Annotated in this window: 20 protein-coding genes; 18 read left to right on the top strand and 2 right to left on the bottom strand. The window is 69.3% G+C overall.

The genetic code is table 11. The features are described 5' to 3' along the window. The first annotated feature begins 1 nt into the window (after position 1). Together QTH86_RS11690 and QTH86_RS11685 are read left to right on the top strand one after the other, a co-directional pair. Positions 2–1,042, top strand: coding sequence for an isocitrate/isopropylmalate dehydrogenase family protein (locus QTH86_RS11690; protein ID WP_286644519.1), 1,041 nt, complete (start codon positions 2–4; stop codon positions 1,040–1,042). Continuing rightward, complete coding sequence (locus QTH86_RS11685; RefSeq protein WP_286644520.1) at positions 1,043–1,729, top strand: YceH family protein; 687 nt, start codon at positions 1,043–1,045, stop codon at positions 1,727–1,729. A 4-nt stretch (positions 1,730–1,733) separates the two neighbouring features. Here the strand turns inward: QTH86_RS11685 and QTH86_RS11680 are convergent, their stop codons facing one another. Beyond that, positions 1,734–2,933: a patatin-like phospholipase family protein gene (locus QTH86_RS11680; protein ID WP_286644521.1), complete on the bottom strand. Its 1,200-nt coding sequence runs from the start codon at positions 2,931–2,933 to the stop codon at positions 1,734–1,736. Positions 2,934–2,995: 62 nt separating this feature from the next. Here QTH86_RS11680 and apbC point away from each other — a divergent pair, with 62 nt between their 5' ends. The 6 genes from apbC to fdhD all read left to right on the top strand — a co-directional run bounded on the left by apbC (position 2,996) and on the right by fdhD (position 10,548). Further along, complete coding sequence (apbC, locus tag QTH86_RS11675) at positions 2,996–4,087, top strand: iron-sulfur cluster carrier protein ApbC (protein ID WP_286644522.1); 1,092 nt, start codon at positions 2,996–2,998, stop codon at positions 4,085–4,087. 17 nt (positions 4,088–4,104) lie between these two features. Then, entirely contained in the window at positions 4,105–5,067 is a 963-nt protein-coding gene (locus tag QTH86_RS11670; protein ID WP_286644523.1) for a LysR substrate-binding domain-containing protein, read from the top strand. Positions 5,068–5,250: 183 nt separating this feature from the next. After that, positions 5,251–6,960, top strand: coding sequence for an OFA family MFS transporter (locus QTH86_RS11665; RefSeq protein WP_286644524.1), 1,710 nt, complete (start codon positions 5,251–5,253; stop codon positions 6,958–6,960). Between the two features lie 76 nt (positions 6,961–7,036). After that, complete coding sequence (locus tag QTH86_RS11660; protein ID WP_286644525.1) at positions 7,037–9,391, top strand: FdhF/YdeP family oxidoreductase; 2,355 nt, start codon at positions 7,037–7,039, stop codon at positions 9,389–9,391. Positions 9,392–9,400: 9 nt separating this feature from the next. Then, complete coding sequence (locus QTH86_RS11655) at positions 9,401–9,688, top strand: hypothetical protein (RefSeq protein WP_286644526.1); 288 nt, start codon at positions 9,401–9,403, stop codon at positions 9,686–9,688. 17 nt (positions 9,689–9,705) lie between these two features. Further along, positions 9,706–10,548: a formate dehydrogenase accessory sulfurtransferase FdhD gene (gene fdhD, locus QTH86_RS11650; protein WP_286646716.1), complete on the top strand. Its 843-nt coding sequence runs from the start codon at positions 9,706–9,708 to the stop codon at positions 10,546–10,548. A 3-nt stretch (positions 10,549–10,551) separates the two neighbouring features. Here fdhD and QTH86_RS11645 read toward each other — a convergent pair whose 3' ends face one another. Next, the gene (locus QTH86_RS11645) at positions 10,552–10,950 is read right to left on the bottom strand and encodes an FHA domain-containing protein (RefSeq protein ID WP_286644527.1); all 399 of its coding nucleotides are present in this window, start codon (positions 10,948–10,950) and stop codon (positions 10,552–10,554) included. A 207-nt stretch (positions 10,951–11,157) separates the two neighbouring features. On the opposite strand from QTH86_RS11645, the gene QTH86_RS11640 reads away from it, so the two are divergent. The 10 genes from QTH86_RS11640 (at position 11,158) to QTH86_RS11595 (ending at position 20,886) form a co-directional block, all read left to right on the top strand. Then, the gene (locus QTH86_RS11640) at positions 11,158–11,742 is read left to right on the top strand and encodes a DUF3305 domain-containing protein (protein WP_286644528.1); all 585 of its coding nucleotides are present in this window, start codon (positions 11,158–11,160) and stop codon (positions 11,740–11,742) included. After that, positions 11,735–12,364, top strand: a complete 630-nt coding sequence (locus tag QTH86_RS11635) for a DUF3306 domain-containing protein (protein WP_286644529.1) — start codon at positions 11,735–11,737, stop codon at positions 12,362–12,364. The genes QTH86_RS11640 and QTH86_RS11635 overlap by 8 nt, the downstream gene beginning before the upstream one ends. Next, entirely contained in the window at positions 12,288–14,411 is a 2,124-nt protein-coding gene (locus QTH86_RS11630) for a 4Fe-4S dicluster domain-containing protein (protein WP_286644530.1), read from the top strand. The genes QTH86_RS11635 and QTH86_RS11630 overlap by 77 nt, the downstream gene beginning before the upstream one ends. An 8-nt stretch (positions 14,412–14,419) precedes the next feature. After that, positions 14,420–15,031, top strand: coding sequence for a TorD/DmsD family molecular chaperone (locus QTH86_RS11625; RefSeq protein WP_286644531.1), 612 nt, complete (start codon positions 14,420–14,422; stop codon positions 15,029–15,031). Positions 15,032–15,132: 101 nt separating this feature from the next. Further along, the gene (locus QTH86_RS11620; protein WP_286644532.1) at positions 15,133–15,360 is read left to right on the top strand and encodes a formate dehydrogenase; all 228 of its coding nucleotides are present in this window, start codon (positions 15,133–15,135) and stop codon (positions 15,358–15,360) included. Positions 15,361–15,373: 13 nt separating this feature from the next. Next, positions 15,374–18,367, top strand: coding sequence for a formate dehydrogenase subunit alpha (locus tag QTH86_RS11615; RefSeq protein ID WP_286644533.1), 2,994 nt, complete (start codon positions 15,374–15,376; stop codon positions 18,365–18,367). A gap of 9 nt (positions 18,368–18,376) precedes the next feature. After that, the gene (fdh3B, locus tag QTH86_RS11610; RefSeq protein WP_262075124.1) at positions 18,377–18,997 is read left to right on the top strand and encodes a formate dehydrogenase FDH3 subunit beta; all 621 of its coding nucleotides are present in this window, start codon (positions 18,377–18,379) and stop codon (positions 18,995–18,997) included. Beyond that, positions 18,994–19,242: a hypothetical protein gene (locus tag QTH86_RS11605; protein ID WP_286644534.1), complete on the top strand. Its 249-nt coding sequence runs from the start codon at positions 18,994–18,996 to the stop codon at positions 19,240–19,242. The genes fdh3B and QTH86_RS11605 overlap by 4 nt, the downstream gene beginning before the upstream one ends. A gap of 10 nt (positions 19,243–19,252) precedes the next feature. Further along, positions 19,253–20,479, top strand: a complete 1,227-nt coding sequence (locus tag QTH86_RS11600) for a formate dehydrogenase subunit gamma (RefSeq protein WP_286644535.1) — start codon at positions 19,253–19,255, stop codon at positions 20,477–20,479. Next, positions 20,476–20,886: a hypothetical protein gene (locus QTH86_RS11595; protein ID WP_286644536.1), complete on the top strand. Its 411-nt coding sequence runs from the start codon at positions 20,476–20,478 to the stop codon at positions 20,884–20,886. The genes QTH86_RS11600 and QTH86_RS11595 overlap by 4 nt, the downstream gene beginning before the upstream one ends. Positions 20,887–20,902 lie beyond the last annotated feature (16 nt).

Here is a 20,902-nt window from a genome sequence, read left to right as displayed (position 1 = left end):
CGTGACGACTTCCTCCATTCCCGCCACCCTGATCGCCGGCGACGGCATCGGCCCCGAAATCGTCGAGGCCACGCTGGCCGCCTTCGACGCCTTGAAGGTCCCGTTCGAATGGGACCGCCAGATCGCCGGTCTCGGCGGCGTGCAACAAGCCGGCGACCCGCTGCCGGCCGCCACGCTCGACAGCATCCGCCGCACGCGGCTCGCGCTCAAGGGGCCGCTCGAGACGCCGTCGGGCGGCGGCTACCGGTCGTCCAACGTGCGGCTGCGCGAGGAGTTCCAGCTCTACGCTAACCTGCGCCCGGCGCTTACCGTCATCCCCGGTGGCCGCTACGACAAGATCGACCTGGTGGTGGTGCGCGAGAACCTCGAAGGCCTCTACATCGGCCACGAGCACTACGTGCGCATCGACGACGACCCGCACGCCGTGGGCATGGCCACGGGCATCAACACCCGCCAGGGCTGCCACCGCCTGCTCGAGTACGCCTTCGACACCGCGATAGCTACCGGCCGCAAGAAGGTCACGCTGGTGCACAAGGCCAACATCATGAAGGTGCTGACCGGGCTGTTTCTGGAGACCGGCCTGCGCCTCTATGAAGAGCCGCGCTACAAGGGCAAGTTCGAGCTCGAGACCATGATCGTCGACGCCTGCGCGATGAAGCTGGTGCTCAACCCGTGGCAGTTCGACATGCTGGTCACGACCAATCTCTTCGGCGACATCCTGTCGGACCTGGTGGCCGGCCTGGTCGGCGGCCTGGGCATGGCGCCGGGGGCGAACATCGGCGCCGACGCCGCCATCTTCGAAGCGGTGCACGGCTCGGCGCCCGACATCGCCGGCAAGGGCATCGCCAACCCGACGGCCCTGCTGCTGGCCGGCGCGCTGATGCTCGACCATTGCAAGCTGGTCGACCAGGCGACGCGCCTGCGCCGCGCGATCGACGAGACGCTCAACATCGACAAGGTGCGCACCGGCGACCTGGGGGGCACGGCCAACACGGCCGCCTTCACCAAGGCGCTGGTGGCCCGCATCGCCGGGGCGAACTGAGTGTCGGACGCGTCCGCGGCGCGGCCGCTGCCGATCCTCTCGCTCCTGGAAACCCGCGTGCTCGGCGTGCTGGTCGAAAAGCAGCGCACCGTGCCTGACAGCTACCCGCTGACGCTCAACGCGGTTCTCTCCGGCTGCAACCAGAAGACCAGCCGCAACCCGGTGCTGGAGGTGAGCGACGCGCAGGCGCAAGCCGCCATCGACAGCCTCAAGGGCTACCACCTGGTCGACGAGAGCAGCGGTGGCCGGGCCTTGCGCTACGCCCACAACATGGACCGCGTGCTGCGCATCCCGTCGCAGTCGAGCATCCTGCTCACGGTGCTGATGCTGCGCGGCCCGCAGACCGCCGGTGAACTGCGCATCGCCACCGAGCGCATGCACAACTTCGCCGACATCTCGTCGGTCGAGGGCTTCCTCGACGAACTGGCCGAGCGCCCGGCCGGTGCGCTGGTGGTCAAGCTGCCGCGCCTGCCGGGCGCCCGCGAGAGCCGCTGGGCGCATCTGCTGAGCGGCGAGCCGGTGATCGAAGACATGCCGGCCAGCGCGGGTGCGCCCGGCGCCGACGTGTCGCTGGGCGAGATGGCGGCGCTCAAGGCGAACGTCGCACGCCTCGAAGCGGAACTGGGCGACCTCAAGGCGCTGGTCCACCGCATCGCTGCCGACCTGGGCATGGCGACCGGCCGTTAGGCCGCTAAGTGGCGGGCCAGCCGAAGAAGCGGCACACCGTATCGCGCTGCGCCAGCGTGTCGGCGCGGCCCAAGGCCATCAGCTCGCGCGTGAAGCCGGGTTCGAAGAGCAGGTAGCTCGCGAGCGCCGCGCTGCGTGCGGGCGACTTGCCTTCGCCCGGGCCGGTGCCGCTGGCCAGCAGGCGCCGCACCACGCCGGGCAGCGCCTCGGCATGGCGCGCGGCGATGGCGTCGATGCGTTCCGACGGCGCGATCAGCAGCAGCTCGATCGGCCGCAGGCGGGTGCCGGCGCGCGCCTCGGGCGGGATGAGCGCCAGCGTGTCGTTGATGCGGCGCACGCGCTCCACATCCACCCCCAGCGCATCGAGAAAGATGCTCGACATCGCATGGCCGGCGATCTGCGCCAGCGTCGGCTCGCCGCCCAGCGCCTGGGGGCCGTCGGCGTCCACGGGCTCGTTCATGCGGCCGGCGCCCACGGCCAGGATGCGCTCCGCGCCGAGGTGGATGGCGGCGGCGGTCGGCGCGGTCTGGCGCATCGAGCCGTCGCCGAAGTACTCGACGTGCCCCTGCAGGGGCAGTGCCGTGGCCGGGAACACGAAGGGGATCGCCGACGACGCCAGCAGGTGCGCATGCGTGATGCGGTCGGCCACGGCCTTGCGCTGCGAGCGCGTCCACGGCGCCATGGGGTGGCGCGCTTCGAAGAAGGTCAGGTGCTCGCCCGAGCTGTAGCTCGATGCGGTCACGGCCAGCGCGTCGAGGTGGCCGTCGGCCAGCAGCCCGGGCAGGCGCTCGAAGGGCACCATGCGCACCAGCAGCTCGGCCAGCGGGGTGTTGTCGAGCAACGAGCGCGGCTTGAGTTTCATCCAGCGCGCCAGCAGCTGGCCGACGCCGAGGATCAGGCGCCAGCGCGCCGCCGCGTCGAGCATCGCGAAGGTGTCGGTGCGGTAGACCTGCTCGATCCGCAGGTGGCGCCAGACCTCGGCCATGCGCTGCACGGCGGCATCGAAGTCGTCGGCACCGCAGGCCAGCGCGGCGGCGTTGATGGCGCCGGCCGACGTGCCGGTGATGATCGGGAACGGGTTGGGTCCTGCCGCCAGGCCGGCACCGCGGCGCAGCTCGGCGATCGCCTCGAGCACCCCGACCTGGTAGGCGGCGCGGGCACCGCCGCCGGTGAGCAGCAGCGCCGTGGCAGACGGGGGGGACATTGGGGCAGAGGCGGGGAGGGGCATGGATCGGCACGTAGACTACCCCGATTCAGGAGTTGTCAATGGCAGTCACGCAAGCGGTGATTCAGGATGCGCTCAAGGCGGTCCTCGATCCCAACACCGGCAAGGATTTCGTCAGCACCAAGGCGCTGAGGAACCTGCAGATCAGCGAAGGCGACGTGTCCTTCGACGTCGAGCTCGGCTACCCGGCCAAGAGCCAGCATGCGGCGTTGCGCAAGGCCTTCGTGGCCGCGGCGCGAACGGTGTCGGGTGTGGACAACGTGTCGGTCAACATCACGACCCGGGTGGTCAGCCATGCGGTGCAGCGCGGCGTGCAGCTGCTGCCCAACGTGAAGAACATCGTCGCCGTGGCCTCGGGCAAGGGCGGCGTCGGCAAGAGCACCACTGCCGCCAACCTGGCGCTGGCGCTGGCCGCCGAAGGCGCCTCGGTGGGCCTGCTCGACGCCGACATCTACGGCCCCAGCCAGCCCATGATGCTCGGCATCGACCGCCGCCCCGAGAGCGACGACGGCAAGACGATGGAGCCGCTGGAGAACTACGGCGTGCAGGTCATGTCGATCGGCTTCCTGGTCGACCAGGACGAGGCCATGATCTGGCGCGGGCCGATGGCCACGCAGGCGCTGGAGCAGCTGCTGCGCCAGACCAACTGGAAAGACCTCGACTACCTGATCATCGACATGCCGCCGGGCACCGGTGACATCCAGCTCACGCTGAGCCAGCGCGTGCCCATGACCGGCGCGGTGATCGTCACCACGCCGCAGGACATCGCGCTGCTCGACGCCAAGAAGGGCATCAAGATGTTCGAGAAGGTCGGCGTGCCGATCCTCGGTATCGTCGAGAACATGGCGGTGCACGTGTGCTCCAACTGCGGCCACGTCGAGCACATCTTCGGCGCCGACGGCGGCAAGAAGATGGCGGCGCAGTACGGCATGGACTACCTCGGCGCGTTGCCGCTGGACATCAACATCCGCCTGCAGGCCGACAGCGGCAAGCCCACGGTGGTGGCCGACCCGGACGGCGACGTCGCGGCGATCTACAAGGCCGTGGCGCGCACCGTGGCCGTCGGCATCGCCGAGAAGGCGAAGGACTTCTCGGCCAAGTTCCCGACGATCACCGTCAGCAAAGACACCTGAACGACCAGCGCGGCGCCATGAACGTCCTCGCGTCCATGCGCTACCTGGCGGCGCTCAACGAGCACCGCCACTTCGGCCGCGCCGCGCAGGCCTGCCACATCACGCAGCCGGCGCTGTCGAACGCGTTGCGCGCCCTCGAAGGCGAGTTCGGCGTGCTCATCGTCAAGCGGGGCCGCGCGTTCGAGGGCTTCACCGTCGAGGGTGAGGCGGTGCTCGCCACCGCGCAGCGCATGCTGCAGGAACAGGAGCTGCTGCGCGAGCGCCTGCGCAGCGAGGCCGGTCAGCCGCGCGGGCGCCTGCGGCTGGCGGCGGTGCCGACCGGCATGACCATCCTCTCGCGCTTCGCCATCGCGCTGCAGAAGCGCCACCCGGGCGTGGCGCCGACGGTGGTGTCCCTCAGTTCGCTGGAGATCGAGACGGCGCTCGACAGCATGTCGCTCGATCTCGCGCTCGGCTACACCGACCGCACCCGCGTGCGCCACGTCAGCCTGGCGGTCTGGCCGCAATGCGTCGAGACCTACTACCTGGTGCAGCGCAAACCGGGTCCGGTGCGGGCGGGCCGGGCGGTGCGCATCGGCGAACCGGTCGGCTGGGCCGAGGCCGCCACCCTGCCGCTGTGCCTGCTCACCCCCGACATGCACAACCGGGCGATCGTCGACCGCGCCTTCAAGGCGGCCGGTCTGCGTGTCGATGCGGCCATGGAGACCAACTCGATCCACACGCTGGCCAGCAGCGTGGGTGCCGGCGCGCTGGCGTCGGTGCTGCCGCAGGCCGCGCTGGAGCTGCTCTCGCGCGACGACGGCCCCTACGAGGCGCGCCCCTTGATCGCGCCGCTCTTGGAGACGCCGCTGGGCTTCATGACGCACGCCAGCGACCGCATGACGCGCGCGCTGCAGGCGGCGGTCGACCTGGCGGCCAGTCCCGAGTGGCTGGACACCTTGCAGCCCGATGCGGCCGGCAAGGGTTCCAAGCGCGCCTGAGCGTCCGGCCGGCCCTCGCGGCCGCGCCTCTGCCTCTTTGAGAACCTTTCGCATTCATTTCCGAATTGAATCGGGCCATGTCTCGATCCAATTGGATGCAAATTGTCACCAACCGTAGACTCGCCGCGCCCCGACGGTCGAAAACCTTGACCGGATCGAGGGACAAAACCAACGAGGAGTGCTATGGCAGGACCATCTACGGGGGCTTTCAACGAAGCCGTCGCGACCCCGGGGCAGTTGCCCGTCGCCGCAGGGGCCCCTGGCTCCGGTTGGCTGGACAAGGAACGCATCATCGCGGGCCCTGGCTTCAGCCGCTGGGTGGTGCCGCCCGCCGCCCTCGCGATCCACCTGTGCATCGGCATGGCCTACGGCTTCTCCGTGTTCTGGCTGCCGCTGTCGAAGATGCTGCAGACCGCCGGCACCGGCACGGCCTGCGCCAAGGACATGAGCTTCTTCGCCGAGCTGTTCGCCGCCGGTTGCGACTGGCGCGTCGCCACCCTGGGCTGGATGTACACGCTGTTCTTCGTGTTCCTCGGCTGCTCCGCCGCCATCTGGGGCGGCTGGCTCGAACGCGCTGGCCCGCGCAAGGCCGGCGTGGTGAGTGCGCTGTGCTGGTGCGGCGGCATGCTGCTGTCGGCGCTGGGCATCTACACCCACCAGTTCTGGATGATGATCCTGGGCTCGGGCGTGATCGGCGGCATCGGGCTCGGCCTGGGCTACATCTCGCCGGTGTCGACCCTCATCAAGTGGTTCCCCGACCGCCGCGGCATGGCCACCGGCATGGCCATCATGGGCTTCGGCGGCGGCGCGATGATCGGCTCGCCGCTCGCGGTCGAGCTGATGAAGTCCTTCGCCACCCCGACCGATCCCGGCGTGATGCAGACCTTCGTCGTGATGGCGCTGGTCTACTTCGTCTTCATGATGGCCGGCGCGCTCGGCTACCGCGTGCCGCCCACAGGCTGGAAGCCGGCCGGCTGGACCCCACCGCCCGCGCAGACCAGCAACGCCATGATCACGCAGCGCCACGTGCACGTGAAGAAGGTGTGGGGCATCCCGCAGTTCTGGCTCGTGTGGATCGTGCTGTGCATGAACGTGTCGGCGGGCATCGGCGTGATCGGCATGGCCTCGCCCATGCTGCAGGAAGTGTTTGGCGGCGGGCTGATCGACGTGCCGAAGAAGTTCGGCGAACTCGACAAGACCCAGCTCGCGGCCATCGCCGTGGTGGCCGGCGGCTTCACCGCGCTGCTGTCGCTCTTCAACATCGGCGGCCGCTTCGTGTGGGCGAGCCTGTCGGACAAGCTCGGCCGCAAGATGACGTACACGGTCTTCTTCGTGCTCGGCGGTGTGCTCTACGCCAGTCTGCCGTCGTCGGCCGCGGCCGGCAACACGCTGCTCTTCGTCGGCGCGGTCTGCCTGATCCTGTCGATGTACGGCGGCGGCTTCGCGACGGTGCCGGCCTACCTGGCCGACCTGTTCGGCACGCAGTTCGTCGGCGCCATCCACGGCCGCCTGCTCACCGCCTGGGCCACCGCCGGCATCCTGGGCCCGGTGGTCGTGAACTACATGCGCGAATACCAGCTGGGCCTGGGCCTGCCGCGCGAGCAGGTCTACAACCAGACCATGTACATCCTGGTCGGCATGCTGGTCATCGGCCTCGTCGCGAACCTGCTGGTGCGTCCTGTGGCCGACAAGCACTTCATGAACGACGCGGAGCTCGCCGTCGAGAAGAAGCTCGCCCACGAGAAGGCCGCCGCGTCCGAAGTGGGCAGCGGCTCGGGCCGGGCCGACAAGACGCCGACCTTCGTCGTGGCGCTGGCATGGGCGGCCGTCGGCATCCCGTTGGCCTGGGGCGTGTACAAGACATTGATCAGCGCAGCCAAGTTCTTCCACTGAAGCTGCAGCAACAGGCCATGGGCCTTCCAGGGCCGGTGTCCGAAGGGCACCGGCCCGATGTCGTCAGGAGACCGCGATGAGCGAACAGAAGATCGAGTTCTACAAGGGCCCCGCTGGCGGCTGGGGCGCCCTGCGCAGCGTGACGGCCACGCTGCTCAAGCAGGACATCCCGGTGAAGGGCGCCAAGACGCTGCTCTCGGCCAACCAGCCCGACGGCTTCGACTGCCCCGGCTGCGCCTGGCCCGACCGCAACCATGCGTCGACCTTCGAGTTCTGCGAGAACGGCGTGAAGGCCGTCGCGGCCGAAGCGACCGCGCGCCGTGCCGGCCCCGAGCTCTTCGCTGCGCACACCGTGGCCCAGCTCGCGCAGCAGAGCGACTTCTGGCTCGAGGACCAGGGCCGCCTGACGCACCCGATGGTCTACGACGCGGCCAGCGACAAGTACCTGCCGATCGCATGGGACGACGCCTTCGCGCTGGTCGCCCGGCATCTGAACGCGCTGCCGGACCCGAACCAGGCGATCTTCTACACCTCGGGCCGTGCCAGCAACGAGGCTGCCTTCCTGTACCAGCTGTTCGTGCGCGAGTACGGCACCAACAACTTCCCCGACTGCTCGAACATGTGCCACGAGCCGAGCGGAAGCGGCATGCGCCCGCAGATCGGCGTGGGCAAGGGCACGGTGACGCTGGAGGATTTCGAGAAGACCGACGCCATCTTCATCTTCGGCCAGAACCCGGGCACCAACCACCCGCGCATGCTGGGCGAACTGCGGGCCGCCCACAAGCGCGGCGCCAAGATCGTCAGCTTCAACCCGCTGCGCGAGCGTGGCCTGGAACGCTTCGCCGATCCGCAGGACAAGTTCGAGATGGCGACGCTGACGTCGACCGCCATCAGCACGCACTACTTCCAGCTGCGGGTGGGCGGCGACATGGCCGTCGTCGCCGGCATGATGAAGCACCTGATCGACCGCCAGGACGCGGGCGAGTCGGTGCTCGACCTGGACTTCATCAGCACCCACACCTCCGGCTTCAGCGACGTGGCCGAGGGCCTGCGCGGCGAGACCTGGGCCGTGCTCGAAGAGGAGTCGGGCCTCTCCGAAGCGCAGATCCGCGCGGCGGCCGACATCTACGCGGAAGCGAAGAGCGCCATCTTCTGCTGGGGCATGGGCATCACGCAGCACCAGAACTCGGTGGGCACGATCCAGATGCTGGTCAACCTGCTGATGATGCGCGGCAACATCGGCCGGCCCGGCGCCGGCCCGTGCCCGGTGCGCGGCCACAGCAACGTGCAGGGCGACCGCACGATGGGCATCTGGGAGAAGCCGCCGGCTGCGCTGCTCGACAGGCTGGGCGAGGTCTTCGGCTTCGAGCCGCCGCGCGCGCACGGCTGGGACACGGTCGAGTCGATCGCCGCCATGCGCGACGGCAAGGGAAAGGTCTTCTTCGCACTGGGCGGCAACTTCGCCGCAGCCACGCCCGACACCTACGAGACCTGGAAGGCGCTGCGCCGCTGCGACCTGACGGTGCACGTCACCACCAAGCTCAACCGCAGCCACGTGGTGCACGGGCGCGAGGCGCTGATCCTGCCGTGCCTGGGCCGCACCGAGATCGACATCCAGGCCGGCGGCCCGCAGGGCGTGACGGTGGAAGACTCGATGAGCATGGTGCACATCTCCACCGGCATCAACCCGCCGGCGTCGGAGCATCTGCTGTCGGAGCCGGCCATCGTGGCGCGGCTGGCGGCGGCCACCATCGGCCACAGCAGCAACACGCCCTGGCTCTGGCTGGTCGAGGACTACGCCCGCATCCGCGACAAGATCGAAGCGGTGTTCGCCGACTTCAAGGACTTCAACGAGCGCGTGGCCGTGCCCGGCGGCTTCCGCCTGCGCAACACCGCGAGCGAGCGGGTGTGGACCACCCCGACGAAGAAGGCGAACTTCGTGGCGCATGCCGTGCCGCGCGACACGCCCTCGCACCGCGCCCGCGCGCGCTTCGCCGCCAAGGGCGACACGGTCGTCTTCACGCTGCTCACCACGCGCTCGCACGACCAGTACAACACCACCATCTACGGCCACGACGACCGCTACCGCGGCGTGTTCGGCCAACGGCGCGTGGTCTTCATCCACGAAGCCGACATCCGCGCGCTGGGCCTGAAGGATGGCGACTGGGTCGACATCCAGACCGTGTGGGACGACGCGGGCGACGGTGCACAGGTGCGTCGTGCCGACCGCTTCAAGCTGGTGGCGTACGACATCCCGCGCGGCAACCTGGCGGCCTACTACCCCGAGACGAATCCGCTGGTGCCGCTGGATTCGGTCGCGCTCAATGCCGGCACGCCGGCCTCGAAGTCGATCCCGGTGATTCTCACGCCGCACACGGCACCGGTTGCGGCCAAGGCCGACCACGACGCGAGCGCCTACGCCATCGGCTAAGGTGTGGGGATGACCACCGGCACCGAACTCGACCCGCTATCCCGCGCCATTCTGCTGGCCCTGGCCGCCGCACCCCGCGAAGGTGGCGTGTCGCTGCCGCGGCTGGGCAAGCAGCTGGGGCAGGGCGCGAGCGTGCTGATGCGCCAGCTGACGCTGATGGGCGACGCCACGCTCGCGGGCGTGCGCGGGCCGGGCTGGGTGCGCGTGGTGCAGCTGGACGACCGCTGGGTGGTGCACCTGGAGGCACCGGGCCGGGCTGTGGTGGCCGCGTTGCCGCCTCAGGAGGCGGCGTCGTGAACGCCGAGACACGCCCCATGCTGCCGCCGCTGTCGCACCGCACGGTGCAGGTCTTCGGCGGCACGGCCGATGCGCAAGGCACGGCCCGCCACGACGTGCTGGCGGCCGAGGTGCCGGTGGCGCTGGTCTTCAACGGCATCTCGCACGCGGTGATGATGGCCACGCCGCAAGACGTCGAGGCCTTCGCGCTCGGCTTCGCGCTGAGCGAAGGCATCCTCGATGCCGCGGCCGACTGTCGTGGCATCGAGGTGAACACGGTCGCTGCCGCCGAAGCCGGCCTGCCGGCAGGCGTCGACGCGATCGAGGTGCAGCTCGAGATCTCCACCCGCAGCTTCGAGCGGCTCAAGGGCCGGCGCCGCAGCCTGGCCGGCCGCACCGGCTGCGGGGTCTGCGGGGTCGAGAGCTTCGCCGGCCTGGAACTGCAGTCGGAGCCGCTGCCGCCCCACGACTGGGTGGCACGCGTCGACCTGCCGACGGTGCTGCGCGCCATCGACGCGCTGCCGGCTTGGCAGCGCCTGAACGCCGAGGCGGGCGCCATCCATGCGGCCGGCTGGGCGACGCTGGAGGGCGAACTGGTCGCGGTGCTGGAAGACGTCGGCCGCCACAACGCGCTCGACAAGCTGATCGGCACGCTGGCCCGCATGGCGCGGCTGGGCGAGCCGGGCTTCGTCGTGCTGTCCAGCCGGGGCAGCCACGAGCTGGTGCGCAAGTGCACGCGGGTGGGCATCGCCGCGCTGGCCACGATCTCCGCGCCGACCGCGATGGGCGTGCACGTGGCCGAGCTGGCCGGCCTGCGCCTGTGGGGGCTGTGCCGGGCGCCGCGGGCGGTGCTCTACGCCGCCGGCGCCGTGCCGGCCTGAGGGTCAGGCGTGCGCGTCCCAGCCGGGCGGTGCCGGCTGGGCGGCGCTGTAGGCGCTCTGGAATTCGGCGGTCAGGGAGTCCAGGTCGAGCGGGGCGCTCATCTCGTGCATCGGCTTGTCGTTCAAAAAGCGCAGCACGCAGTCGCCCATGGTGATGGTGTCGCCATGCCGCAGGCGCCGCACCCGCACCCGCACGTCGTTCACGTAGGTGCCGTTGCGGCTGCCGAGGTCGTGCAGCTTCACCGTGCCGCCGTCGCGCGAGAGCACCGCATGGTGGCGGCTGACGCTTTCCGCATCGATCACGATGCTGTTGAGCGAGCCGCGCCCGACGGTGGTCTGGCCGGTGTGCAGGGGAATCAGCTTGGTCAGCCCTCGCTGGTTGATGACGATCAGTTTCGGCATGTGGTGGTCCTCGAGTCTTCTGGGGTGGGGTCGCCCGGCAGGACGGCGACGCCGCCCCGCCGCCTCTGGCGCCGTGCGATCAATGTAGGCGCGGGGCAACGAGAACCAAAGTTCGAACAGAACGGGGGAATCCCGCCATCTCGCCGCTTTGGCCCTATGGCGTGCAGGCTTTGAGCAGTCGTTCACACATCGGCTATCGTCCCGCTCATGTCGACCGCCGAATCTTCTTCGCCCGCCGCGCGCCCCGCGCTCGACGTGGCCGTCGTCATGCGGCGCGAGCGCGTCCATGGCCCGTCCGCCCACTGGCAGCCCTGGCGCTGGATCCTCGACAGCGTGGTGCCCGACGAACCCGCCTTCGGCACTGCGCCCCGGCTGCTGCACGACCACGACGGCGCGCAGCGCTGGCTGCATCCCGGCTTCAAGGCCGAGCTCTTCCGTGACGATGCCGAGGGCTACCACCTCAACGTGACCACGCCGGCCCCGTGCTGGTTCGTGCTGTGGCGCATGGAGGAGGAGCCGCACCTGGCCGACGAGCCCATCCCGCTGCCCGTGGTCGTGAGCCTGAGCTACAACGAAGCCGGCCGCTGGCTCGATGCGCAGGAGACGGTCGAACAGGTGCCCGCGCCGCCGGAGGTCGTCGAGTGGGTGCGCGCCTTCGCCGCCGAGCACTACGTGATCGAGCCCAAGCGCCGCAAGCGGCCCGAGAGCTTCCGCCCGCTGGTCGACCGTTTCGGCAACGTGGCGAGCGTGTCCACCGAGAAGAAGCGCGGGCGGGGCGCGGGCGATGTCTGACGGCTTCTTCGACCGCTGGTCGCGCCGCAAGCAGCAGGCGCGCGAAAGCGCCGCGCCGGTGGTCGCGCCCGCCGAAGTCCCGCCGGAGACGCCACCGACCGTGGTGATCGACGCGCCTTCGCCCGCGACGCCGGTGGTCGCGTCCGATGCACCGCCACCGCCCACGCTGGCCGACACCACCGCGCTCACCATCGACTCCGACTTCAAGCCCTTCATGGCGAAGGGCGTGGCGCCCGAGGTCAAGAACGCCGCCTTCAAGAAGCTCTTCGCCGATCCGCACTTCAACGTGATGGACCGGATGGACATCTACATCGACGACTACTCGATCCCGTCGCCGCTGCCCGAGAGCGTGCTGCGCCAGATGGCGAGCGCGAAGTTTTTGAAGCTGTTCGACGAGGAGCCCGAAGCCCCCGAGGCGCGAGACGAGGCGGCCTCGCCCATGCCCGGAGAGACCCCGCAGGACGATGCCCCGCCCGCCGTGGCACAGTCCGAGCCTTCCCCCAGCCCGCTGGTTGCCGATGCGCAACCTGCCAGCCAACCGACCGATGACCCAAACGCTGATCTGCGATTGCAACCAGACGATGCCGCTCGCGCCGACGACGCTCGGCGCCGCACTGGCTGAAACGCTGCCCCTCCATTCCGCGCTGTGCCGCCGCGAGGCGAGCGCCTTCCAGCGCGCGATCCAGTCGGGCGACGACGTGATCGTCGCCTGCACCCAGGAACGCCGCCTCTTCGGCGAACTGGCCGAGCAGACGCCCGACGCCACCTCGCCGATCCACTTCGTCAACATCCGCGAGACCGGCGGCTGGAGCCGCGACGCGAAGCAGGCGATGCCGAAGATCGCGGCATTGCTGGCGGCGGCCGCGCTGCCCGAACCCGACCCGGTCGCCACCGTGAGCTACGCCAGCCAGGGTCGGCTGCTGATCGTCGGGCCGCTCGACCAGGCCGAGCAGGCGGCTGCGCTGGTGGCCGACACGCTGGACGTCACCATCCTCTCGCAAGGCCCCGGCGCGGCCGGCGGCATGCAGGAACGCCGCTGGCCAGTCGTTGCAGGGCGGGTCGATGCCTTCTCCGGCTGGCTCGGCGCGTTCAAGCTGCAATGGACGCGCAGCAACGCGATCGACCTCGACCTGTGCACCCGCTGCAACGCCTGCGTCACCGCCTGCCCGGAACAGGCCATCGGGCTCGACTACCAGATCGATGAGGCGAAGTGCACGTCGCACCGCGACTGCGAGCGCGCCTGCACGGTGGCCGGCGCCATCCGCTTCGGCCGCGCACCGGAAACGCTCGACGCCGCCTTCGACCTGGTGCTCGACCTCGGCGCCGCGCCGCTGGTCGACTGGCACGCGCCGCCGCAGGGCTACTTCCGGCTGCCGGGCGGGCTCGGCACGGCCGAGGCGCTGCAGACACTGCTGCGCCTGCGCGAGATGGTGGGCGAGTTCGAAAAGCCGAAGTTCTTCGACTACAAGCAGAAGCTCTGCGCCCACAGCCGCAACGAGCAGATCGGCTGCAACGCCTGCGTCGAGGTGTGCTCGGCGCATGCGATCTCGAGCGACAAGGAACGCCAGCGCATCGTCGTCAACCCCAACCTGTGCGTGGGCTGCGGCGCCTGCACCACGGTGTGCCCGACCGGCGCGTTGGGCTACACCTACCCGCGCGCGCCCGACCAGGGCCTCAAGCTGCGCACCCTGCTCGCCACCTACGCCAAGGCCGGCGGGCGCGAGCCCGCACTGCTGCTGCACAGCCAGGAGGCCGGCCAGGCGCTGGTCGAGCAGCTCGGCCGGCAGGCGCAGCTCGGCCGCGCGAACGGCGTGCCGGCCCGGGTGATCCCCGTCGCGCTGTGGCACGCCGCCAGCACCGGCATCGACCTGTGGCTGAGCGCGGTCGCCTTCGGCGCCACGCAGGTGGTGGTGCTGTCGACCGGCGAGGAAGCGCCGGACTACCTCGCGGCGCTGCGGCAGCAGATGGACATCGCGCAATCGCTGCTGCGCGGCCTGGGCTACACCGGCACGCACTTCCAGTTGATCGAGGCGCGGACGCCGGCCGCGCTCGACGCCGCGCTGGCCGCGCTCGGCCAGACGCGGCAGCACGTCCCGGCGCAGCCCGCCCGCTTCGCCGTGAGTGCCGACAAGCGCAGCACGCTGGAGATGACGCTCGACCATCTGATGGACACGGCCCCGGCGCTGCAGGCGCGCGGCAGTGATGCCCCGCTCGCACTCGCGATCCCGCTGCCGGCCGGCTCGCCCTTCGGCGCGATCACCGTCGACAAGGCCACCTGCACCCTGTGCCTGGCCTGCGTCAGCGCCTGCCCCGCGAGCGCGCTGCAGGACAACCAGAACGCGCCGCAGCTGCGCTTCGTCGAGAAGAACTGCGTGCAGTGCGGCCTGTGCGAGAGCACCTGCCCGGAGAACGCGATCCAGCTCGTCCCGCGCCTGCTCGCCGCGCCCGAGCGCCGCCAGCCCGTGGTGCTGAACGAGGCCCAGCCATGGGCCTGCATCCGCTGCAGCAAGCCCTTCGGCACCGTGAAGGCCATCGAGGCGATGCTCGGCAAGCTGGCCGGCCACGCGATGTTCCAGGGCGAGGCGCTGGAGCGCCTGAAGATGTGCAGCGACTGCCGGGTCATCGACCTCTATAGCGCGTCGAACGAACAGAAGATCACCCCGCTATGAGCGACGCCATGCCCCCCGTTTCGTCCGCCCTCGACGAGGAAATCGCCCGCGCCGAGCTCTACGGCCTGCTCGCACGGCTCTGGTACGCCGCGCCCGATGCCGCGCTGCTCGACGCGCTGCAGGTCGCCGTCACGGAAGCCCCCGCGTCGGGCGCCTTCCTCGAGGAGCCGTGGCGCGCGTTGGTCGGCGTGTCGCGCGGCATGGACGCTGCTGCGGCCCACGCCGAGTACGACGCGCTCTTCGGCGGCATGGGCAAGCCCGAGGTTTACCTCTTCGGATCGCACTACCTCAGCGGCTTCCTGAACGACAAGCCGGTGGCGCAGTTGCGCACCGACCTCGACGCGCTGGGCCTGGCGCGCGAGGAGGGCATCTATGAAACCGAGGACCACGTCGCCTGCCTGTTCGAGGTGATGCGCTACCTGATTGCCGGCGACGATGTCGCGGTTGCAAATCTGACCCGGCAGCGTGCGTTTTTTGCCACGCATGTGCAGTCCTGGCTGCCTGCAATGTGCGACGCGGTGGCGCAGCATCCGAAGGCCCGTCTTTACGCGGCTTTGGCCGGTTTCACAGTGGCATTCGTCGAGGTCGAGGCCCAGGGTTTCGAGATGCTCGACGCCTGAAATGGCGCACTGGGGTTGGGGGGCTTCAGGGTCTCGACTAGTATCCAGACGTATGTAATTGAGTTCATATCTGGTTTTCGCCAGCCACTCCTGGAGTTTTGATGCAGGACAGCCAACCGAAGCAGCCCGTGCCGGGCTCGCGCCGCCGATTTTTCGCAGGGGCCGCCACCGTGGGCGCGGTCGCCGCCGTGGTGACCACCCTGCCGCAGATCGCCTCGTCGCCCGTGGCCGCCGAGGCCGCGCCGACACTGCCGCCAGCGCCCGACAACGGGGGCGGCTACTCGCTCAGCGAACACGTCAAGCGCTACTACAAGAGCACGTCGGCCTGAGGAGCGCACCACCATGTTGTTGACCAAAAAGAATTCTGCCCCCGCGCGCGCCGGCCAGGCCTCCGCCACCTCGGCGAGCGCATCTCCTTTTATCCACAGCCTGCGCCGCGGCCTGTCGAACGCCCTGCCGACCATGGACCGCCGCGCCTTCCTGCGCCGCTCGGGCCTGGGCGTGGGCGTCGGCCTGGCCGCCACGCAGCTCACGTTGATCCGCAAGGCGAACGCTGCCGACGCGAGCCGCCCGACGGCCGTCGGCAAGGGCAAGATCGAAGTCAAGCGCACGATCTGCTCGCACTGCTCGGTCGGCTGCGCGGCCGACGCCGTGGTCGAGAACGGCGTCTGGGTGCGTCAGGAGGCGGTGTTCGATTCGCCCATCAACCTCGGCGCGCATTGCGCCAAGGGCGCTGCGCTGCGCGAGCACGGCCACGGCGAATACCGCCTGCGCTACCCGATGAAGCTGGTCAACGGCAAGTACGAGCGCATCAGCTGGGACACCGCGCTCGACGAGATCACGGCCAAGATCAAGGACCTGCGCCAGGCCAGCGGCCCCGATTCGGTCTACTGGATCGGCTCGTCCAAGCACAGCAACGAGCAGGCCTACCTGCTGCGCAAGTTCGTCAGCTTCTTCGGCAGCAACAACTGCGACCACCAGGCGCGCATCTGCCACTCGACCACCGTCGCGGGCGTGGCGAACACATGGGGCTACGGCGCCATGACCAATTCGTACAACGACATGCGCGGCGCCAAGGTGGCGCTGTACATCGGCTCCAATGCGGCCGAGGCGCATCCGGTGAGCATGCTGCACCTGCTGCACGCCAAGGAAAACGGCTGCAAGGTGATCGTGGTCGACCCGCGCTACACCCGCACCGCGGCCAAGTCCGACGAGTACGTGCGCATCCGCTCCGGCTCGGACATCGCCTTCCTCTTCGGCGTGCTGCACCACATCTTCAAGAACGGCTGGGAGGACAAGAAGTACCTCCACGACCGCGTCTTCGGCATGGAGAAGGTGCGCGAAGAGGTCATGACCAAGTGGACGCCGGACAAGGTCGAAGAGGCCTGCGGCGTGAAGGAAGCGCAGGTCCTGAAGGTCGCGACCTGGCTCAACGAGAACCGTCCCGGCACCATCGTCTGGTGCATGGGCCAGACGCAGCACACCATCGGCAACGCGATCGTGCGCGCCTCCTGCATCCTGCAGCTGGCGCTGGGCAACGTCGGCAAGTCGGGTGGCGGTACCAACATCTTCCGCGGCCACGACAACGTGCAGGGCGCGACCGACGTCGGCCCCAACCCCGATTCGCTGCCGTCGTACTACGGCCTGGTGGACGGGTCGTGGCGGCATTTCGCCAATGCGTGGGGCGTGGACTACGAGTGGCTCAAGGGCCGCTTCGCATCGCCCGCGATGATGACCAAGCCCGGCATCACGCTGTCGCGCTGGATCGACGGCGTGCTGGAGAAGAACGAGCTGATCGACCAGGATTCCAACCTGCGCGGCGTCGTCTACTGGGGCCATTCGCCCAACTCGCAGACCCGGGGTCTGGAGATGAAGAAGGCGATGGACAAGCTCGACCTGCTGGTGGTGGTCGACCCGTACCCGTCGGCCACCGCTGCGATGGCGGCCATGCCCGGTGCGGCCGGCGACCTGAACCCGAACCGCGCCGTCTACCTGCTGCCGGCCTGCACGCAGTTCGAGACCAGCGGTTCCGTCACTGCGTCGAACCGTTCGATCCAGTGGCGCGAGAAGGTGATCGAGCCGCTGTGGGAGAGCCGCAGCGACCACATGATCATGCAGCAGTTCGCCGACCGCTTCGGCTTCGGCAAGGAGCTGAGCAAGAACTTCAAGATGCAGAAGGTCCACGGCATGGACGAGCCCGTGCCCGAAGACATCCTGCGCGAGATCAACAAGAGCTGCTGGGCCGCCGGCTACACCGGCCAGAGCCCGGAACGCCTGCAGGCGCACATGCGCAACATGGCGGCCTTCGACGTGCGCACGCTCAAGGTCAAGGGGCCGGTCAAGGACAAGGTCAACGGCTACGACCTGTCGGGCGACTACTTCGGCCTGCCGTGGCCCTGCTACGGCACACCCGAACTCAAGCACCCGGGCTCGCCCAACCTGTACGACACGAGCAAGCACGTGATGGACGGCGGCGGCAACTTCCGCGCGAACTTCGGCGTGGAGCGCGACGGCCAGAACCTGCTGGCCGAAGACGGCTCGCATTCGCTGGGCGCCGACATCACCACCGGCTATCCCGAGCTCGACCACCTGCTGCTCAAGAAGCTCGGCTGGTGGGACGAACTCACCGAGCCGGAGAAGAAGGCCGCCGAGGGCAAGAACTGGAAGACCGACAACTCGGGCGGCATGATCCGCGTGTTCATGAAGAACCACGGCTGCCACCCCTTCGGCAATGCGAAGGCCCGCGCGATCGTCTGGAACTTCCCGGACCCGATCCCGCAGCACCGCGAGCCGCTCTACGGCAACCGGCCGGACCTGATGGCCAAGTACCCGACCCACGACGACAAGATGGCGTTCTGGCGGCTGCCCACGCTGTACAAGTCGATCCAGCAGAAGAACATCGCCGACAAGGTGGCCGACAAGTTCCCGCTGGTGCTCACCTCCGGTCGCCTGGTCGAGTACGAAGGCGGCGGCGAAGAGACGCGCTCGAACCCCTGGCTGGCCGAACTGCAGCAGGAGATGTTCATCGAGATCAACCCGAAGGTCGCGGCGGAGAAGGGCATCGTGAACGGCGCGCGCGCCTGGGTCCACACGCCCACGGGCGCCAAGCTCAACGTGCAGGCCCAGGTGACCGAGCGCGTCGGGCCCGACACCGTCTTCATGCCCTTCCACTTCTCCGGCCACTGGCAGGGCGTGGACATGCTGCCCTACTACCCGACCGGCGCGCACCCCGTGGTGCGCGGCGAGGCGATCAACACCGGCACCACGTACGGCTACGACAGCGTGACGATGATGCAAGAAACGAAAACGACGATCTGCAACGTCGAGAAAGCCTAAGGACCGGTCATGGCACGAATGAAATTTGTCTGCGACGCCGAGCGTTGCATCGAGTGCAACGGCTGCGTGACGGCCTGCAAGAACGAGAACGAGGTGCCGTGGGGCGTGAACCGCCGCCGCGTGGTCACGCTCAACGACGGGGTGCCGGGCGAGAAGTCGATCTCGGTGGCCTGCATGCATTGCTCCGACGCGCCCTGCATGGCCGTGTGCCCGGTGCAGTGCTTCTACCGCACCGAAGAAGGCGTGGTGCTGCACGACAAGGACGTCTGCATCGGCTGCGGCTACTGCTCCTACGCCTGCCCCTTCGGCGCGCCGCAGTTCCCGACGCAGGGCACCTTCGGCGCCCGCGGCAAGATGGACAAGTGCACCTTCTGCGCCGGCGGCCCCGAAGCCAACGGCTCCGAAGCCGAGTTCGAGAAGTACGGCCGCAACCGCCTGGCCGAAGGCAAGCTGCCGGCCTGCGCCGAGATGTGCTCGACCAAGGCGCTGCTGGCCGGCGACGGCGACGTGGTGGCCGACATCTTCCGCACCCGCGTGCTGCACCGCGGCAAGGGCGCCGAAGTGTGGGGCTGGGGCACGGCCTACGGTTCGCAGCAGGCAGGCACGCCGACCAACGGGGTGAAGCAATGAGCCGCGCCGGCGTCGTGGCGATCGCGCTGACCGGCTGCGCGCTGCTCGCGGCGTGTGGCGAGAAGCCGCAGACCAACGCCCAGGGCGTCAAGTTCGATGCCGTGCCCTGGAGCGGCACCGGCGAGCAGGCCAACACCGGTACGGTCTTCACCGCCTCCGGCTGGAAGGTCGGCGACAAGACCGCGTGGGAACAGCAGATCAAGACCCGCATGCTGGGCCAGAACGAATACAACAAAGAGAACTGAGCGAGGCCGCATGAGACACGTGCTGACGACAGCTTCCCTGGTTCTGGCGATGGCGCTCGGCGCGGGCACGGTTGCGGCGCAGCCCGCCGGCGCGTCCGTGAGCGGCACCGTGACCGAGGCGCCGGCCGCCGCACCGACGGCACCCGTGGCCGCACCCGCCAACGGCGGCATCCGCAGCCAGAACATCTTCGACGTGAAGCCCGAGGCCAGCGCCGACCCCAACTACCTGAACCAGAGCAACGGCGAACGCGTCAAGGTGCAGCCGGGCAACAACGCGCCGATGTGGCGCCAGGTGGGGCAGGGCACGACCGGCTACAGCAGCCTGCCCAAGAGCGAGGCGCCCGAGGCCGGCAACCTGATCCAGCCCTTCGTGAAGTACCCCGGCTCGCGCTACACCAACGCGGGCGAAGCCTGGCGGCAGGTGCGCAACAACTGGATCATTCCCTACGGCGCGGCGCTGCTCTTCGTCACGCTGCTGGCGCTGGCCATCTTCTATTTCGCGCGCGGCACCATCGGGCTGCACGGCACCGAGACCGGCCGCAAGATCGAACGCTTCACGCCCTTCGAGCGGGCGACGCACTGGTCGAACGCCATCGCCTTCGTCACGCTGGCCATCTCCGGCATCGTGATGGCCTTCGGCAAGTTCTTTCTGCTGCCGATCCTCGGCGGCGCGATCTTCGGCTACCTGACCTATGCGCTGAAGACCATCCACAACTTCGTCGGCCCGCTGTTCGTGGTGACCACGGTCTTCATGATCGTCACCTTCATCCGCAGCAACTGGCCGACCATGGCCGACCTGAAATGGCTGCGCCACGCCGGCGGCCTGTTCGGCGGCAAGGAAGTCCCGTCGCATCGCTTCAACGCCGGCGAGAAGGCCGTGTTCTGGGGCGGCGTGCTGTTCCTGGGCACCTTCGTCATCGGCTCGGGCCTGTTCCTCGACAAGTTGCTGCCGGGCTTCGTCTACACGCGCGGCGAGATGCAGATCGCGCACATGGTCCATGCCGTGGCCACGCTCTGCATGATGGCGATGATCATGGGCCACATCTACATCGGCACGCTGGGCATGTCGGGTGCCTACAAGGCCATGCGCACCGGCTACGTCGACGAGACCTGGGCCAAGGAGCACCACGAGCTCTGGTACGACGACATCGTGGCCGGCAAGATCCCGGCGCAGCGCTCGGCCGACGCCAGTACGACACCGGTGCGCACCGTGCCGGTCGAAGGAACCCCCTCATGACTTTCCAGATGAACACCTTCGCTCCGGCCGTGCTGGCCCTGGTCCTGGCGGCGCCGGCCGCCTTCGCCAAGCTGCCCGCACCGAACCCGACCCCCGAAGCCAAGGCCAAGGCGGCCGAAACCGCCGCCAGGGCCGCCTGGGCCACGCAGGTGGACAACCTCAAGCTGTGCCAGGCGCAGGACCGCGTGGCCGCCAAGTACCGCGCAAGTGCGGCCTCGGCCGGCAAGCCGGTGCCGTCGCCCACGGCCACGCCGGCGTGCACCGACCCCGGCCCGTTCGCGTATGCGCCGCCGGCCGACGCAAAGCCGATCGAAGCCGCGGGTGCCCATTCGCCGGCCACGACAGCGACGTCGCCGCCGAACACCAACCAGAAGGCCTCCGAGGCCATTCCGTCGACCAAGAAGTGAGGGTGCCGCGCCGGAG

The organism is Variovorax sp. J2L1-78 (assembly GCF_030317205.1).
GTDB lineage: Bacteria > Pseudomonadota > Gammaproteobacteria > Burkholderiales > Burkholderiaceae_C > Variovorax > Variovorax arabinosiphilus.
This window is presented reverse-complemented; position numbering and strand designations above follow the sequence as displayed.